The sequence below is a fragment of the Pseudorhodoferax sp. Leaf265 genome (assembly GCF_001422365.1).
Taxonomy (GTDB): Bacteria; Pseudomonadota; Gammaproteobacteria; order Burkholderiales; family Burkholderiaceae_C; genus Pseudorhodoferax.
This window is the reverse complement of the sequence record NZ_LMMT01000004.1, coordinates 1-15,444: the sequence shown is the minus strand read 5'-3', so window position 1 is coordinate 15,444 and position 15,444 is coordinate 1. Positions and strand designations below refer to the sequence as shown.

Genomic DNA, 15,444 nt, shown 5'->3' with positions numbered 1-15,444 from the left:
GCCAACCGCGAGGGGGAGTGGAATATGGTGAAGAGCCAGGGGCAGGCGTACCTGCAAATTCGTGACGTGGTCAAGGATTTCGGCGGCGTCAAGGCCGTCAACCACGTCAGTCTGGACATCCAGAAGGGCGAGATCTTCGCGCTGCTGGGCTCGTCCGGCTGCGGCAAGACCACGCTGCTGCGCATGCTGGGTGGTTTCGACCTGCCGACCTCCGGCAGCATCGTGCTGGACGGCAAGGACCTCAGCAACCTGCCGCCGTACGAGCGGCCCATCAACATGATGTTCCAGTCGTACGCGCTGTTCCCCCACCTCAGCGTGTGGGACAACATCGCCTTCGGCCTGCGCCGCGACGGCATGCCCGGCGACTCGGTGGCGCAGCGCGTGGAAGAGATGCTCAAGCTCGTGCAGCTCGGCAAGTTCGCCAAGCGCAAGCCGCACCAGATGTCCGGCGGCCAGCAGCAGCGCGTGGCCCTGGCGCGCAGCCTGGCCAAGCGGCCCAACCTGCTGCTGCTGGACGAGCCGCTCGGCGCACTCGACAAGAAGCTGCGCGAAGAGACGCAGCTGGAGCTGGTCAACATCATCGAGGAGGTCGGGGTGACCTGCGTGATGGTCACGCACGACCAGGAAGAGGCCATGACCATGGCCTCGCGCATCGCCATCATGAGCGAGGGCCGCTTGCTGCAGGTCGGCGCGCCGGGTGAGATCTACGAGACCCCGTCCACGCGTTTCGTCGCCGACTTCATCGGCAACGTCAACCTCATCGACGGCACGCTGGCCGAGGACCACCCCGACCACGTGGTGATCCGTTGCCAGGACATGACGCACTACGTCGGCCACGGCATCACCGGCCACCAGGGCATGGACGTGAGCGTGGCGCTGCGGCCCGAGAAGATTCGCCTGTCGCGCCAGGAGCCCACGGGCCAGTACAACAAGGTGCAGGGCAAGGTGCGCGACCTCTCCTACTTCGGCAGCTACACCGTCTACCACCTGCAGTTGGGCAGCGGCCAGGTCATCAAGGTCAGCCAGATCAACGCCGAGCGCCATCCGGAAGACGTGTTGACCTGGGACGACCAGGCCTGGGCGCACTGGTCCGATTCGGCCCAGGTCGTCCTGACCCAGTGAGGAGCATGCGATGAGCACGACCCCCGCCGCCACGCGCCGCCGGTCCTGGTGGAGCGGCCGCACGGCCGTCATCGGCATCCCCTACCTGTGGCTGCTGGTGTTCTTCCTGCTGCCCTTCCTGATCGTCGCCAAGATCAGCGTCTCCGAGATGGAGACCGTGACCTTCAAGGACCTGCTGACGCTGAAGGACGGCGTGCTGCAGCTGAGCCTGAAGTTCAGCAACTACGTCTTCATCACGCAGGACGACCTGTACTTCCGTGCCTATGTGGCGAGCCTGAAGTACGCGGCCATCACCACCCTGCTGTGCCTGGCGATCGGCTACCCGTTCGCCTACTTCATGGCGCGCGCCCGCCCCACGGCCCAGCCGCTGCTGCTGATGCTCGTGATGCTGCCGTTCTGGACCTCGTTCCTGCTGCGCGTCTACGCCTGGAAGGGCCTGCTCAGCGACCATGGCTGGGTGGCGGAGGTGCTGGTGGCGCTGGGCATCGACCAACTGCTGGCGGCCGGCGGCATGATCGCCACGCCAGGCAAGCTGCTCAACACGCCGTTTTCGCTGGTGCTGGGCATGGTCTACACCTACCTGCCCTTCATGATCCTGCCGCTGTACGGCAACCTGGCCAAGATGGACCTGCGCCTGCTGGAGGCCGCCAGCGACCTGGGCGCCTCGCCCTGGGTCGCGTTCTGGAAGGTGACGGTGCCGCTGTCCAAGGCCGGGATCATCGCCGGCAGCATGCTGGTGTTCATCCCCTGCGTGGGCGAGTTCGTGATCCCGGAGCTGCTGGGCGGGCCGCAGACCCTGATGATCGGCCGCGTGCTGTGGGACGAGTTCTTCAGCAACAACGACTGGCCCATGGCCTCCAGCGTGGCGGTGGTCGTGGTGCTGCTGATCCTGATCCCGCTGGCGCTGTTCAACCGCTACCAGGCGCAAGCCCAGGAGGCTGGACGATGAGCCGTGCACTGTTCGGGCCCCGTGCCGCCCGCACCACCGCGCGCACCTGGCTGGTCCTGGTCTACGCCTTCCTGTTCCTGCCCATCATTGCGCTGGTCGTGTACTCCTTCAACGACTCGCCCGTGCCGGGCGTCTGGGAGGGTTTCACGTTCAAGTGGTATGCCGCGCTGGCGCGCGACCGCGAGATCATCGCCGGCCTGTGGCTGTCGATGAAGATCGCGTTCTTCACCGCCTGCGGGTCGGTCGTGCTCGGCACGCTGGCCGCGTTCACGCTGAACAAGTACCAGCGCTTTCGCGGCCGCACGCTGTTCTCGGGCATGGTCAACGCGCCGCTGGTGATGCCCGAGGTCATCGTCGGCCTGTCGCTGCTGCTGATGCTGGTCTCGCTGCAGCGCCTGACCGGCTTTCCCGAGCGCGGCGCGTTCACGATCTGGCTGGGCCATGTGCTGCTGGGCATGGCCTACGCCACCGTGGTCGTCCAGGCCCGGCTGCAGGAGCTCAACCCGCAGCTCGAAGAAGCCGCAATGGACCTGGGTGCGCGCCCGGCCCAGGTGTTCCGGCTGGTCACGCTGCCCATGATCACGCAGTCCATGCTGTCGGCCTGGCTGCTCACCTTCACGATCTCGCTGGACGACGTGGTGCTGTCGGCCTTCCTGTCGGGCCCGGGCTCGACCACGATGCCGCTGGTGATCTTCTCGCGCGCGCGCCTGGGCCTGAACCCCACCGTCAACGCCGTGGCCACCGTGATCATCGTGCTGGTCTCCATCGGCGTCATCGCCGCCAGCTACCTCATTGCCCGCGCCGAGCGGGAACGCACCCGCGCGATGGCCGCCGCGCGACGTGAAGAGTGATGCGCGCCTTTCGATTCCTTTCCTGTGTCCCACAACATCCCGTTCGAGGAGTAACAAGATGACCATCTGGAAGTACACCGCCATCGCCGCCGCCCTGGCCGCCACGTTCCCGCTGCCGTCCGCGGCGCAAAGCTCGGCCGAGTTGCTGAACGAGTTGCGCGCGCTGCGCGACAAGGTCAACCAGCTCGAGAAGCGCCTGCAGGACACCGAGGCCAAGGCTGCTGCCGCGCCAGCCCCCGGCATGACGCCAGACCAGCAGCAGGAGTTCAACCGCATCGCGCTCAAGACCGAGGCACTGGAAGACACCCGCGACGCGCTGGGCCTCAAGGGCCTGCAGATCAAGGGCTACATGGACCCGACCTACATCTACAACAGGCGCCAGGACACCTCGACCTTCCAGTTCCTGAACCGGGTGGACAACGACGGCTACAACTACGACAACTCCTACTTTGGTGCCGCCGTCATCGACTTCACGAAGGAGACCGACAGCGGCACGCGCTGGCGCCTCACGCTGGCGCCGAACCGCGGCGTCGGCTCGACCTTCGACGGTACCTCCATCATCCACGAGGCCTCGGTCTCCATCCCCCTGGGCAGCCCCACGACCCGCTTCATCGCCGGCCAGGTGCCGGACTGGTCCGGCTACGAATACCTGCCGGCACCGCAGAACAAGCTCATCACCCACAACCTGCTGTTTGACTTCACGCTGCCCACGGCCTACACCGGCGCCGGCATGGAGATCACCGACGGCAAGTGGATCTACAAGGCCATGCTGGCCAACATGAACGCCACGCGGCGCGGCTCGGGCAACAAGGCGCCGGTGCTGGCCTACCGTGTCGACTACGCCAAGGGCGAGTACGCGGGCTTCGGCTTCGCGGGCGTGCATGGCAAGGCGCCAAACCTCACGGAGTTGGTGCTGGACGCGGATGGCAACCCCATTGCGCAACGCGACTCGACCGTGCACCTGTTCGAGTTCGATGCCTACTTCATCCGTGGCGACTGGACGCTGCAGGGCCAGGCCAGCGTCGGCATGCAGCGCCGGGCCTCGATCACGCCCGACCCGGACACCGGCGCCCTGCGCGACGCCCGCTGGTGGGGCCTGTCGGGCCTGGCCGCCTACAAGTTCATGCCGCGGCTGGAGGGAACGCTGCGCGCAGACTACATCCACAACAAGAAGAACGGCGGCGGCCTGTTGGGCTACACGGCCTTCGACGACCGCAACGGCATCGGCCCCGATCAGCTTGGAGATCCCAACAAGGGCGCCAACCGCTACGCGCTCACGATGGGCATGAGCTACCTGCTCAATCCCAACACCACGCTGAAGGCCGAATACCGGCTCGACCGCGCCAACCTGCCGGTGTTCCTGGATGTTCGGAGCGGTGAGTACAAGAAGTCCAACCACCTGCTCGCGACCTCGGTCGTCGTGAGCTTCTGACCTGGGGCGGAGCTTCTCCATGACGCTTTCCTCCTGGCAGGAACGGGCCGCCGCGCTGCGGCCCGACGGCCGCATGCTGATCGACGGCCAGCGCTGCGCCAGCGCCGCCGGCCAGACCTTCGACAAGCGCTCGCCGGTGGACGGTCGCCTGCTCGGCGCCGTGGCCCAGGCCCAGGCGGCCGATGTGGACCGTGCCGTGGCCAGCGCGCGCGCCGCCTTCGACGACGGCCGCTGGTCGCGCCAGCCGCCGGCCGCGCGCAAGAAGCTGCTGCAGAAGTTCGCTGAAGGCCTGCTGGCCGCGACCGACGAGCTGGCCTTGCTGGAGACGCTGGACATGGGCAAGCCCATCCGCTTCAGCCGCAGCGTGGACGTGCCGGCCGCGGCGCGCTGCATCGCCTGGTATGCCGAGGCCATCGACAAGGTCTACGACGAGATCGCACCGACCGGCCCTTCGGCGCTGGCGCTGATCACGCGCGAACCCATGGGCGTGGTCGGGGCCATCGTGCCCTGGAACTACCCGATGATCATGGCGGCCTGGAAGCTGGGCCCGGCCCTGGCGGCCGGCAACTGCGTTGTGCTCAAGCCCTCGGAGAAGTCGCCTTACACGGCCATGCGCATGGCCGAGATCGCGGTGGAGGCAGGGCTGCCGCCCGGCGTCTTCAACGTGGCTCCTGGCTTCGGCCACGAAGCGGGCGAAGCGCTGGCGCTGCACCCGGATGTGGACGCCATCGGCTTCACGGGCTCCACGCGCGTCGGCCGGCGCATGCTGGCCTATGCGGGCCAGTCCAACCTCAAGCGCGTCTACAACGAGCTCGGGGGCAAGTCGGCCTTCATCGTGTTCCCCGATTTCGACGACCTCGACCGCGCGGCCGAGACCGCGGCCGGCAGCATGTACTTCAACCAGGGCGAGTCCTGCAATGCGCCGTCGCGGCTGCTCGTGCACGAGGCCATCGCCGACGATTTCGTCGCGCGCGTGGCGCGCCATGCGCCGGCCTACGCGCCGGCCGACCCGCTGGACGAAGCGACCGTGATGGGCGCCGTGGTCGACGAAGGCCAGCTGCGCACCGTGATGGGCTACATCGCATCGGGCCAGGAGGAGGGCGCGCGCTGTGTGGCGGGCGGCCGCCAGGCCCGCGCGGACAGCGGCGGCTTCTACGTGGAACCCACGGTGTTCGACCAGGTGCGCAGCGACATGCGCATCGCGCGCGAGGAGATCTTCGGCCCGGTGCTCAGCGTGATCCGTTTCCGCGACGAGTCCCATGCCATCGCGCTGGCCAACGATTCGCCCTACGGCCTGCAGGCCAGCGTCTGGAGCAGCCACATCGACCGCGCGCACCGTGTCGCACGCGCACTGCGCGCCGGCACCGTGCACGTGAACCAGTACGACGAAGACGACATCACCGTGCCGTTCGGCGGCTACAAGCAGTCCGGCAATGGTCGCGACAAGTCGCTGCATGCCTTCGACAAGTACACCGAACTCAAGACCACCTGGCTGCGCATCCATGCCTGAACCGAACACGGCCCAGGCCCTGCAGGAGCGGCTGGCGCGGCAGGGCGTCCACACGCTGCTGGCGCAGTTCACCGATCTGCTGGGCGTGGCGCGCGGCAAGTACGTGCCGCTGGCCCAGATCGGCACGCTGCTGCGCAGCGGCGCCGGTTTTTCCGGCACCTCCATCGTCGGCACCGGCCTGCCGCGCAGTGGCGCCCGCTCCGAGTACTACGGCCGCGGCGACCCGGCCACGGCCCAGGCCTTGCCCTGGATGCCGGGCTATGCCCGCGTGGTCTGCGACGGCCATGTCGACGGCCAGCCCTTCGAGGCCTGCCCGCGGCAGATCCTGCGCCGCCAGGTGGAGCGGCTGGCTGCGCGCGGCTGGACGCTGCAGGTCGGCATGGAGCCCGAGTTCTTCCTGCTGCGCCGCGATGCGTCGGGCCAGTGGCAACCCATCGATGCGCTGGACCGCTCGGACAAGCCCTCCTACGACCTCAAGGCCCTGGCGCGCCAGGGCGGCTTTCTCGATGCGCTGAACCAGGCCCTGCTGGACGCCGGCATGGAACTGCTGCAGACCGACCACGAGGACGCGCATGGCCAGTTCGAGGTCAATTTCAGCCATGCCGACGTGCTGACCACGGCCGACCGGCTCATGCTGTTCAAGATGGCGGCGCACACCCTGGCCGAGCGGCACGGCGCCAGCTTCTCGATGATGCCCAAGCCCTTTGCCAACCAGCCCGGCAGCGGGCTGCACTTCCACGTGTCGCTGTGGAAGGGCGAGGAGAACCTGTTCGCCGACGACCACGCAGACCTGTCGGAGCTGGGCCAGTCCTTCATCGCCGGCGTGCTCGGGCGCAGCGCGGCGCTGTGCGCGCTGGCCGCGCCCACGGTCAATTCGTACAAGCGGCTGGTGGTCGGCGAATCGCTGTCGGGCACGAGCTGGGCGCCGGCCTACGTGGCCCATGGCTTCAACAACCGCACGGCGCTGGTGCGCACGCTGCGTGGCCGCTTCGAATGGCGCCTGCCCGATGCCGCGGCCAACCCCTACCTGGCCGCGGCGGGGTTGATCGCGGCGGGGCTGGACGGTGTCGACCGGCACCTGGACCCGGGCCCGGCGCGGCCCGACGACCTGTTCGACTGGCCCTTGCAGCGCATCCGCGCCGAAGGCATCGCGGTGCTGCCGCAAAGCCTGGGCGAAGCCGTCGAGGCGCTCGAGCGCGACAGCGTGCTGGCGCAGGCGCTGGGCGCCGCGGCGCATGGCGAGTTCGTGCGGCTCAAGCGGGCCGAGTGGACCGCCTATGCGCGCCACGTCAGCGCCTGGGAGTTCGAGCGCTACGCGACGGCCTTCTGAAGCGGCTCAGCGCGGCCGCTGCGCCACCCGGGCGCTCAGGTAGGTCCAGACGAACTGCGCCGCGGCGTAGCTGGTCAGCTCGGCGTGGTCGTAGGGCGGTGCCACCTCCACGCAGTCCATGCCCACGAAGGGCAGCTCGGCCATCTCCTCGAGCAGGCTCAGCACCTGGTTGGTGCTCATGCCGCCGGGCTCGGGCGTGCCGGTGCCGGGGGCGAAGGCCGGGTCCAGGCAGTCGATGTCCAGGCTCAGGTACAGCGGCGGGTTGCCGTGCGCGGCCAGCCGCCCGCGCAGTTCGGCCACCAGGGGTTGCAACTGCGTCGGGCCCTCCAGGCCGCGCAGCGCGCGCGCAGTGTGGATGATGCCGCCCTGGTCGCGCACATAGTCGCGCGCGGCGCGCTCGCCGGCCGAGCGGATGCCGAACTGCACGAAGCACTCCTTCACCACCAGGCCTTCGCGCATGGCCTCGTAGACCCAGGTGCCGTGCCCGCTGGGTTCGCCGAAGTGGTCCTTCCAGGTGTCGCAATGGGCATCGAAGTGCACCACGGCCAGCGGCCGGTCGAAGTGTTGGCGGTAGGCGCGCAGCAGGGCCAGCGTGATCGAGTGGTCGCCGCCTAGCCAGGCCATGTGGTAGTGCGCGATGAGCGTGCGCACCAGCGGCATCATCGCGGCGCGCATCTCCTTCAGGCTGGTGTTGGGCAGCGGCAGGTCGCCCACGTCGGTCAGCGCGGCCTCGGGCGAGACGTCGAACAGCGGGTGTGTGCCGTCGCACAGCATGTGGCTGGCCTCGCGGATCGCGCGTGGCCCGAAGCGGGCGCCGGGGCGGTTGGTGACACAACCGTCCCAGGCCACGCCAGCGATGGCGAACGGGCGGCGCGTGTCGTTGACGGGGACCTTGAGGAAGCTCGTGTTGGAGAGGAATGCGAAGGCGGTCATGGTGCGGTCGGGGAAGCCGCGGCCAGTGTGGCAGTTTGAGCGTGCGATGCCAACACCGCAGACGGGTCCGACGCCGGCTTCGGCAGCGCTACCCGGCGTCCTTGGGGACCGATGGCCGCCATGCATGGACGGCGTTGCGCCCCTGCGTTTCCTTCGCCCGCATTGCCACGGCACTGGCCTGCTCCAGAACGGACCAATACGCCGCACCCCCGGGCGTGGCCGCAACGCCGACCGTGGCCGTGAGGCAGTCGCCGCCGGTGCCGCCCTGGTTCGGGATGTTCAGCGTGCGGATCGCGTCGAGCATGCGGGTGGCGGCCAGGGTCGCGGCCTTTCCCGTGATGCCGGGCATGAGCACGACGAATTCCTCGCCGCCCTTGCGAAAGACCTGATCGTCCTGGCGCACGGCGGTTCTGAGTGCGGTGGCGACCTGCTGCAGCACGCGGTCGCCGGCCGCGTCGCCCTGGGCGTGGTTGACCATGCCGAAATGGTCCAGGTCGACGAACGCGATGCCCAGCGGCGCGGTGCCGTCTGCCTGGATGGTGGCCATGGTCTCCTCCAGTGCGCGGCGGTTGGGCAGCCCGGTGAGCGCGTCGGTGCGCGCTTCGTCGCGCACGGCCATCAGTTGCTGCTGCAGATTGACGACGATGGACGCCAGTTCGCGGCGGGCCGCGGGAAGGGTTTCCATCGCAGAGCCGAAGGCCACCGCCCGGTTGCGGCCGCGGTGCTTGGCCGCGTACAGGGCGATGTCGGCACGCCGCAGGAGTTCATCCAGACCCAGGTTGCCGCAGTCCGTGTAGCCGATGGAGACCGTGACGACGAGCGCGCGGCCATCGATGACATGCGGCTTTCGGAACAGCTGGAGCAGTGCCTCGCACAGCGGCGCAGCATCGTCTCCGCGGGCGTGTGGCACGAAGACGCCGAACTCCTCGCCGCCGTACCGCGTCAGCAGCGTGCCCGGCGGGGACCATTCAGACAGGCGGGCGCCAACCCTTCGGATCAGGACATCGCCTGTGGTGTGCCCGAACTGGTCGTTGACCAGCTTGAATCCGTCGAGATCCAGCATGAGCAGCGATCCACTCTGGCCCTCTTGCAGGCGCTCGCACACGATGTCGTGGAACTCGCGCCGGTTCAGCAATCCGGTCAGGGCATCGAAACGCGATGCTTCCAGTTGCCGCGCCAGGTCGTCGCGCTCGCGGACGATCCTGTCCAGTTGCGACTTCAGCGCCTGCACCTCTTCTTCCAGCGAGAACGGAACCATGCTTTGGAACGCTCCTTCGTGCGTTGCGTCTACCGGGACGCCGGCGTCTCGATGCCGGCGGCGCTCAGCGCACCCGGCCCACCATGCGCTGGGCCACCTGGTCGCGCCACCACCAGCGGTGCAACAGCACCATGCCCACGTGCCCCGCGACGAGCGCCAGCAGCACCCAGGCCAGCAGCCCGTGTGCGGCGTTGGCCGGTGCCATCAGGGCCTCGTTCTTGGGGCTGGCGCCCCACAGCGGCAGCGTATTGAACCAGATGAAGGCCCGGCCCGATCCGTAGGCGCGCACCAGGGCCAGCAGCGGCACGACCACCATGAGCAGGTACAGCGCGCGATGGCCGGCGGCCGCCGCGCGGCCCAGCCAACCTGTGCCGTGCGGCGGACGCCGGCCGGCGTTGGACAGACCCCATGCGCCACGCAGCAGCACCAGGACCATCAGCAGCAGGCCCACGCTGGAATGCGAGCCGACGAAGAACGACACGAGGGGCGTGCGGCCCAATGCCAGCCGCAGGCCCATGCCGATGAATTGCCAGGCGAACAGCAGCGCCATGCCCCAGTGCAGCCAGCGGCTGATGCGGCCGTAACGGTCCGGGGAGTCGCGCCAGACGGAGGTGTGGGCTATTTGCATGCGGCCGCACTGTAGGCACCCCGGGCAAATCCGTTGTGAACGCGGGGCTTCAGCTGCCCGTGGAGGCGTAGTGCCGCACACCCACGCGCCAGGCCGCGAACGACAACGCCAGGAAGGCGAAGCCGGCCACCGGCGAAATCCAGCCCAGCCAGTTGGGTGCGCCCAGCGGGTCGGCCCGGCCGAGGATGGCCAGGCCCGGGTAGTAGGCCACGCAGGCCAGCGGCACCACGAAGGTCAGCAGGCGACGGAACCAGCGCGCGTACACGGCCATCGGGTACTGGCCGGCCTCGACGCCGCCGTAGGTGAACACGTTGGCGATCTCCAGGCTTTCCACGGTCCAGAAGGCCAGCGTGCCCTGCAGCACCAGGATGCCCAGGAACAGGGCGACGCCGCTGGCGACGCAGAACAGCGCCAGCGCGAGCGTGGCCGGCGTCCAGGCGATGGGCGTGGCCACGCTCGCGAACGCCAGCACGGCCAGCGCCTGCAGCAGCCGGCCCAGGCGCGAGAGCCGCACCTCGTGCGCCATGAGCTGCAGCGCCAACGGGCGCGGACGCAGCAACAGGCGGTCGAAGTGGCCCGTGCGCAGGAACTCCGTGCCCAGGATGTCGAAGCCGCGGCCCAGCGCGTCGGCCAGCGCGAACATGGTGTGCACGAGGCCGTAGAACAGCGCCACCTCGCCGATGCGCCAGCCCTGCACGCTGCCGAAGCGGTCGAACAGGGCCCAGATCGCCACCACTTCGATGCCGGTGGCGAGGAACTGCGAGACGGTCAGCAGCAGTGCCGAGGCCGGGTAGCGCAGCTGGCCGCGCAGCGAGGCGGCGACCAGGCGCAGGAACAGGTGCAGGTGGCTCATGTCAGCCGCCCTGGATCTCTAACCGGCGCAGGGTGCGCGCCATCAGCAGCCGGCCCAGCGCCACCAGCGCCACAGCCCAGAACAGCTGCAGCCCGAGCAGCGCCGCCGCCTGCGCGCCGGTGGCCTGCGCCATGTACAGCCGCATCGGGATGTCCAGGAGTCCGGCCAGCGGCTGCAGCAGCAGAGCCTGCTGCCAGCCGTCGGGCAGCAGTGCCAGCGGCACGAGGTTGCCTGACAGCAGGATGACCAGCGGCACCGCGAAAGCGTTGATGCCGCGTGCGTCCAGGGCCGCGGCCGCGGCGATGTTGAGCAGCATCACGAGGGCCGTGGACAGCACCAGCGCGAGCAGCGCCGACAGCGCGAAGGCCAGCACCGCCGCCGGTGTCGCGGGCAGTTGCCAGGCCCAGGCCTGCAAGCCGGCCAGCGGCAACAGCACGGCCGCGAAGGCCGCCATCAGCGCCACGCGCGGCAGCACGCGCGCGGCGATCCAGCCCGCGCTGCGTGCGAACCACAGCGCGTAGGCGTCGATGGGGCGCAACCGGTCGTAGGCCACGGCGCCCGTGCGCACGGCCAGCGCCACCTCGGGGTCGCCGCTCCAGGGCAGCAGCGCCAGCAGGCCCTGGGCCACCCAGGTGTAGGTGATGGCCTGGGCCAGCGTCATGGTCGGCGCGGCGTGGCCGGCTTGACCGAAGAAGGCCGCCAGCACCATGACCTTGATGCCGCCCCACCAGCACTGCGTGCCAAAGCCCGCGAGCGCGGCCGCGCGGTATTGCAGCACCTGCAGGAAGCGCGAGACGAAGAGGGCACGGTAAGCCTGCATCAGCCTTCTGCCGCGCCGTGCAGCGCGTAGAAGCGCGTGATGACTTCCTCGATGGCCAGGCCTTCGAGCCGGATGTCCTCCACGGCATGCGCACCGGCGATGGCGGCGATCAGCGTCGGGGCCGCCACCAGCGCGGGATCGAAACCCAGCACCAGCGTGCGGCCCTCGCGCGCGATCTCGCGCACGCCGGGCTGCGCCAGCGTCGCGGGGGCTTCCTCGGCAAAGTCCACCAGCAGCCGGCGCTCGGCCAGCACCTGGGCGCGCAGCGCGGCCACGGGGCTGTCGGCCAGCACGCGGCCATGGCCGATCACGATCACGCGTTCGGCCAGGGCCTCGATGTCGTGCATGTCGTGCGTGGTCAGCAGCACCGTGGTGCCGCGTTCCCGGTTGGCGCGGCGCACGAAGTCGCGCACCGCGAGCTTGGACGGCGCGTCCAGGCCGATGGTGGGCTCGTCCAGGAACAGCAGGTCGGGTTCGTGCAGCAGCGCGGCCGCGATCTCGGCGCGCATGCGCTGGCCCAGCGAGAGCTGGCGCACGGGCTGGTCCAGCACGCGCTCAAGCTGCAGCGCGGCGACCAGCTCGTCGCGCGTGGCGCGGTAGCGGTGTACATCCACGCGGTAGATGTCGCGCAGCAGGTCGAAGCCCTCGCCCACCGGCAGGTCCCACCAGAGCTGGGTGCGCTGGCCGAACACCACGCCGATACGGCCCACGTGCGCCTGCCGGTCGGCGAACGGGTTGCGCCCGTCCACTGTGACGCGGCCGCCGTCGGGCTGCAGGATGCCGGCCAGGATCTTGATGGTGGTGGACTTACCCGCCCCGTTGGGGCCGATGAAGCCCAGCAGCTCGCCGCGTTCGAGCTGGAACGACACGCCGGCCAGCGCCTGCACTGCGCGGTGGCGGCGCTGCCACAGGCCGCGCAGCGCACCGCCCAGCCCCGGTGCGCGCTCGGCGATGCGGTAGGTCTTGGTGAGCTGGTCGACGACGATCTGCGGCATGGGTGGTCCGGCGAGGGGGCGCGGATTCTAGTCACAATCCCCGCTTTCCACGCCCCACAACAACACTGTGAACCCAGGCGCCAAGCCCTTCACGATCCAGGACGTCGCCCGCATCGCCGGCGTCTCCGCCATGACCGTCTCGCGCGCGCTCAACACGCCGCAAAAGGTCTCGCCCGACACGCTGGAGCGCGTGCGCGAGGCCGTGCGGCGCACGAACTTCGTGCCCAACGCCATGGCCAGCGGCCTGCGCAGCGCGCGCGCGCGGCTGGTGGCCGCGCTGCTGCCGACCATGGTGGGGCCGGTGTTCCAGGAGATGGTGGAGGCGCTGGACCTTGCGCTGCACGCGCTTGGCTACCAGCTCATGATCGGCCAGAGCGGCTACGACGCCACGCGCGAGGACGAGTTGCTGCGCGCCATCGTGCAGCGCCGGCCCGACGGCGTGGTCGTCACGGGCGTGGTGCGCTCCGAGGAGGGGCGGCGCGTGCTGCGCGCCAGCGGCATTCCCGTGGTGGAGACCTGGGAGTTCACGCCCACGCCGATCGACATGCTGGTGGGCTTCTCGCACCCTGCCATCGGCGCGGCCGTGGTCGACTACCTGCACGCGCGCGGCCACCGCCATGTGGCCATGGTCAGCGCGGGCGACGCGCGCGCGCTCACGCGCGTGGCGGCCTTCACCGAACGGGCCCAGGCGCTGGGCATGCAGACCTCGCAGGCGGCGTTCATGCCGGCGCCCAGCACCATGGGCGCGGGCCGGGCCGGGCTGGCCGAGCTGCTGGAGCGTGCCCCCGGCGTCACGGCCGTGTTCTGCAGCTCCGACATGCTGGCGCTGGGCGCGTCCATCGAAGCGCGCGAGCGCGGCATCGCCGTGCCGGGGCAACTGGCCATCGTCGGCATGGGCGACCAGAGCGTGGCGGCCGACGCCGCGCCGCCGCTGACCACGGTGCGCATCGACGGCACGCGCATCGGCCGCCTGGCGGCCGAGATGGTGGTGGCGCGGGTCGAGGGCCGGGCTCCCGCGGCGCCCGTGGTCGACATCGGCTTCTCGATCGTGGAACGCGCCAGCACCTGAGATCCGCGGTACCGATACCGCGGTGTCGCCTGCGTGACGCGCGACGGCCCTTTGTGATTTGAGGCTCGGGTAATTACCTAGATTTCTTCTGTTGGACTTTGGATATCGTTAACACATAGTTTGTTAACGATAACTTTGGCGGTTCGTGCGCTGGCACGGAGGCGTCCTTCCTTTGTTCTTCAGGAGAAATTCCATGAAAAAGTTGCTCGCCGCCATGGCCTGCACGCTCTCGCTCGTGGCCGGTGCCCAAACCACGTGGCCCGACAAGCCCGTGACCATCGTCGTGCCCTTCCCGGCCGGCGGCTCCACCGACATGGTGGCGCGCGCCATGGCGCTGCAGATGGGCACGGCCCTGGGCCAGAGCTTCATCGTCGACAACAAGCCGGGTGCCACGGGCACCATCGGCGCCGGTTTCGTGAAGCGCGCCGCGCCGGACGGCTACACGCTGCTGGTGTCCTCGCTGGGCGCCTTCGTCGTCACGCCGCACTTGGTCAAGAGCGTGCCCTACGACGCCACCAAGGACTTCGACTACATCAGCGTGCCGGTGCAGGCGCCCAACGTGCTCGTGGCCAGCCCCAAGCAGAAGGAGCGCACGCTGGCCGAGGTCATCGCGCTGCTCAAGGCCAACCCCGGCAAGGTGAGCTTCGCGAGCTCTGGCAACGGCTCGTCCGACCACCTGTCGGCCGAGGTGTTCTGGCAGCAGAGCGGCACCGAAGGCCTGCACGTGCCCTACAAGGGCGGCGCACCGGCCATCAACGACCTGCTGGGCGGCCAGGTGGACTTCTCGTTCCAGAACGTCAACGCGGTGCTGCCGCACATCAAGGCCGGCAAGCTGCACGCCATCGCAGTGACGGGCGACAAGCGCTCGCCCGTGCTGCCCGATGTGCCCACGCTGGCCGAGGCCGGCGTCAAGGGCGCCGAGGTGTACTCGTGGCAAGGCCTGGCAGCCCCCAAGGGCCTGCCCGCCGCGGTGAAGGACAAGCTGGCCAAGGCCGCCGTTGCGTCCATGAACGATCCGGCCGTCAAGCAGCGCATGCTGGAGCAGGGCCTGGAGATCGTGGCCAGCACGCCGGCCGAGTTCACGGCCTTCCAGGCCAAGGAATGGGCGCGCTGGAAGACGCTGATCGACACCCGCAAGATCTCGGCGGACTGAGCCCGTGACCAGCCCCATCGTCAAAGACCTGCGTGTCGTGCCCGTGGCGGGCCACGACGACATGCTCATGAACCTGTCGGGCGCGCACGGCCCATACTTCACGCGCAACCTGTTGATCCTCACCGACAACGCCGGCCACACCGGCGTGGGCGAGGTGCCCGGCGGCGAGAAGATCCGCCAGACGCTGGAAGACGCCCGCGCGCTCATCGTCGGCCAGCCCGTAGGTAACTACCAGGCCGTGCTGAACGCCATGCGCACGCAGTTCGCCGAGCGCGACAGCGGCGGCCGCGGCCTGCAGACCTTCGACCTGCGCGTGGCCATCCACGCCGTCACCGCTGCCGAGTCCGCCTTGCTCGACCTGCTGGGCCAGCACCTGGAAGTGCCCGTCGCGGCCCTGCTCGGCGAAGGCCAGCAGCGCGAGGCCGTGCAGATGCTGGGCTATCTGTTCTACGTGGGCGACCGGGACAAGACGGACCTGGCCTACCGGCGCGAGCCCGAGGCCGACAACGCCTGGTTCCGCCTGCGCCATGAGAAGGCCATG

14 protein-coding genes and 1 pseudogene are annotated in these 15,444 nt (G+C 69.4%); 9 read left to right on the top strand and 6 right to left on the bottom strand.

From position 1 onward, the window contains the following. Window positions 1-24 precede the first annotated feature (24 nt). Genes ASF45_RS06310 through glnT form a run of 6 tightly spaced genes read left to right on the top strand, consistent with a single transcriptional unit; the run spans window position 25 to window position 7,194 of the window. Complete coding sequence (locus tag ASF45_RS06310) at window positions 25-1,122, top strand: ABC transporter ATP-binding protein (protein WP_056658846.1); 1,098 nt, start codon at window positions 25-27, stop codon at window positions 1,120-1,122. A 10-nt stretch (window positions 1,123-1,132) separates the two neighbouring features. After that, window positions 1,133-2,071: an ABC transporter permease gene (locus tag ASF45_RS06305; protein ID WP_056658843.1), complete on the top strand. Its 939-nt coding sequence runs from the start codon at window positions 1,133-1,135 to the stop codon at window positions 2,069-2,071. Further along, window positions 2,068-2,922, top strand: a complete 855-nt coding sequence (locus tag ASF45_RS06300) for an ABC transporter permease (protein ID WP_056658840.1) — start codon at window positions 2,068-2,070, stop codon at window positions 2,920-2,922. Before ASF45_RS06305 ends, ASF45_RS06300 begins: the two co-directional genes overlap by 4 nt. 58 nt (window positions 2,923-2,980) lie before the next feature. Continuing rightward, a complete protein-coding gene (locus ASF45_RS06295) occupies window positions 2,981-4,354 on the top strand; it encodes a DUF3138 family protein (protein WP_056658837.1) in 1,374 nt (457 codons plus the stop codon). Between the two features lie 19 nt (window positions 4,355-4,373). After that, window positions 4,374-5,864: an aldehyde dehydrogenase gene (locus ASF45_RS06290; RefSeq protein ID WP_056658834.1), complete on the top strand. Its 1,491-nt coding sequence runs from the start codon at window positions 4,374-4,376 to the stop codon at window positions 5,862-5,864. Beyond that, window positions 5,857-7,194, top strand: coding sequence for a type III glutamate--ammonia ligase (glnT, locus tag ASF45_RS06285; RefSeq protein ID WP_056658831.1), 1,338 nt, complete (start codon window positions 5,857-5,859; stop codon window positions 7,192-7,194). Before ASF45_RS06290 ends, glnT begins: the two co-directional genes overlap by 8 nt. A 6-nt stretch (window positions 7,195-7,200) precedes the next feature. Here the strand turns inward: glnT and speB are convergent, their stop codons facing one another. The 6 genes from speB to ASF45_RS06255 all read right to left on the bottom strand — a co-directional run bounded on the left by speB (window position 7,201) and on the right by ASF45_RS06255 (window position 12,681). Further along, on the bottom strand, window positions 7,201-8,127 hold the full coding sequence (gene speB / locus ASF45_RS06280; protein WP_056658828.1) for an agmatinase: 927 nt from the start codon (window positions 8,125-8,127) through the stop codon (window positions 7,201-7,203). An 88-nt stretch (window positions 8,128-8,215) separates the two neighbouring features. Beyond that, on the bottom strand, window positions 8,216-9,358 hold the full coding sequence (locus tag ASF45_RS06275) for a diguanylate cyclase domain-containing protein (protein ID WP_162243965.1): 1,143 nt from the start codon (window positions 9,356-9,358) through the stop codon (window positions 8,216-8,218). A 91-nt stretch (window positions 9,359-9,449) separates the two neighbouring features. Further along, the gene (locus ASF45_RS06270; protein WP_056658823.1) at window positions 9,450-10,013 is read right to left on the bottom strand and encodes a cytochrome b; all 564 of its coding nucleotides are present in this window, start codon (window positions 10,011-10,013) and stop codon (window positions 9,450-9,452) included. A gap of 49 nt (window positions 10,014-10,062) precedes the next feature. Beyond that, complete coding sequence (locus ASF45_RS06265) at window positions 10,063-10,866, bottom strand: ABC transporter permease (RefSeq protein ID WP_056658819.1); 804 nt, start codon at window positions 10,864-10,866, stop codon at window positions 10,063-10,065. A 1-nt stretch (window position 10,867) separates the two neighbouring features. Further along, window positions 10,868-11,686, bottom strand: coding sequence for an ABC-2 family transporter protein (locus ASF45_RS06260; RefSeq protein WP_056658816.1), 819 nt, complete (start codon window positions 11,684-11,686; stop codon window positions 10,868-10,870). Then, window positions 11,686-12,681 carry an ATP-binding cassette domain-containing protein gene (locus ASF45_RS06255; RefSeq protein ID WP_056658813.1) on the bottom strand — a complete coding sequence of 332 codons (996 nt, stop codon included), beginning with the start codon at window positions 12,679-12,681 and terminating at the stop codon, window positions 11,686-11,688. The genes ASF45_RS06260 and ASF45_RS06255 overlap by 1 nt, the downstream gene beginning before the upstream one ends. 67 nt (window positions 12,682-12,748) lie before the next feature. Between ASF45_RS06255 and ASF45_RS06250 the strand changes: the two genes are divergently transcribed. The 3 genes and pseudogenes from ASF45_RS06250 to gudD all read left to right on the top strand — a co-directional run. Next, window positions 12,749-13,750 (top strand): LacI family DNA-binding transcriptional regulator, encoded by a 1,002-nt coding sequence (locus tag ASF45_RS06250; RefSeq protein ID WP_056658810.1) that lies wholly within the window; start codon window positions 12,749-12,751, stop codon window positions 13,748-13,750. Between the two features lie 193 nt (window positions 13,751-13,943). Then, on the top strand, window positions 13,944-14,903 hold the full coding sequence (locus ASF45_RS06245; protein ID WP_056658807.1) for a tripartite tricarboxylate transporter substrate binding protein: 960 nt from the start codon (window positions 13,944-13,946) through the stop codon (window positions 14,901-14,903). A 61-nt stretch (window positions 14,904-14,964) separates the two neighbouring features. Beyond that, a pseudogene (gene gudD, locus ASF45_RS06240) lies at window positions 14,965-15,444 on the top strand (glucarate dehydratase); the annotation flags it as partial.

Excerpts from the sequence above, each read along its gene's own strand:
- ASF45_RS06310 (WP_056658846.1), top strand. The coding sequence starts at position 25 with ATGGTGAAGAGCCAGGGGCAGGCGTACCTGCAAATTCGTGACGTGGTC.
- ASF45_RS06305 (WP_056658843.1), top strand. The coding sequence starts at position 1,133 with ATGAGCACGACCCCCGCCGCCACGCGCCGCCGGTCCTGGTGGAGCGGC.
- ASF45_RS06300 (WP_056658840.1), top strand. The coding sequence starts at position 2,068 with ATGAGCCGTGCACTGTTCGGGCCCCGTGCCGCCCGCACCACCGCGCGC.
- ASF45_RS06295 (WP_056658837.1), top strand. The coding sequence starts at position 2,981 with ATGACCATCTGGAAGTACACCGCCATCGCCGCCGCCCTGGCCGCCACG.
- ASF45_RS06290 (WP_056658834.1), top strand. The coding sequence starts at position 4,374 with ATGACGCTTTCCTCCTGGCAGGAACGGGCCGCCGCGCTGCGGCCCGAC.
- glnT (WP_056658831.1), top strand. The coding sequence starts at position 5,857 with ATGCCTGAACCGAACACGGCCCAGGCCCTGCAGGAGCGGCTGGCGCGG.
- speB (WP_056658828.1), bottom strand. The coding sequence starts at position 8,127 with ATGACCGCCTTCGCATTCCTCTCCAACACGAGCTTCCTCAAGGTCCCC.
- ASF45_RS06270 (WP_056658823.1), bottom strand. The coding sequence starts at position 10,013 with ATGCAAATAGCCCACACCTCCGTCTGGCGCGACTCCCCGGACCGTTAC.
- ASF45_RS06265 (WP_056658819.1), bottom strand. The coding sequence starts at position 10,866 with ATGAGCCACCTGCACCTGTTCCTGCGCCTGGTCGCCGCCTCGCTGCGC.
- ASF45_RS06260 (WP_056658816.1), bottom strand. The coding sequence starts at position 11,686 with ATGCAGGCTTACCGTGCCCTCTTCGTCTCGCGCTTCCTGCAGGTGCTG.
- ASF45_RS06255 (WP_056658813.1), bottom strand. The coding sequence starts at position 12,681 with ATGCCGCAGATCGTCGTCGACCAGCTCACCAAGACCTACCGCATCGCC.
- ASF45_RS06245 (WP_056658807.1), top strand. The coding sequence starts at position 13,944 with ATGAAAAAGTTGCTCGCCGCCATGGCCTGCACGCTCTCGCTCGTGGCC.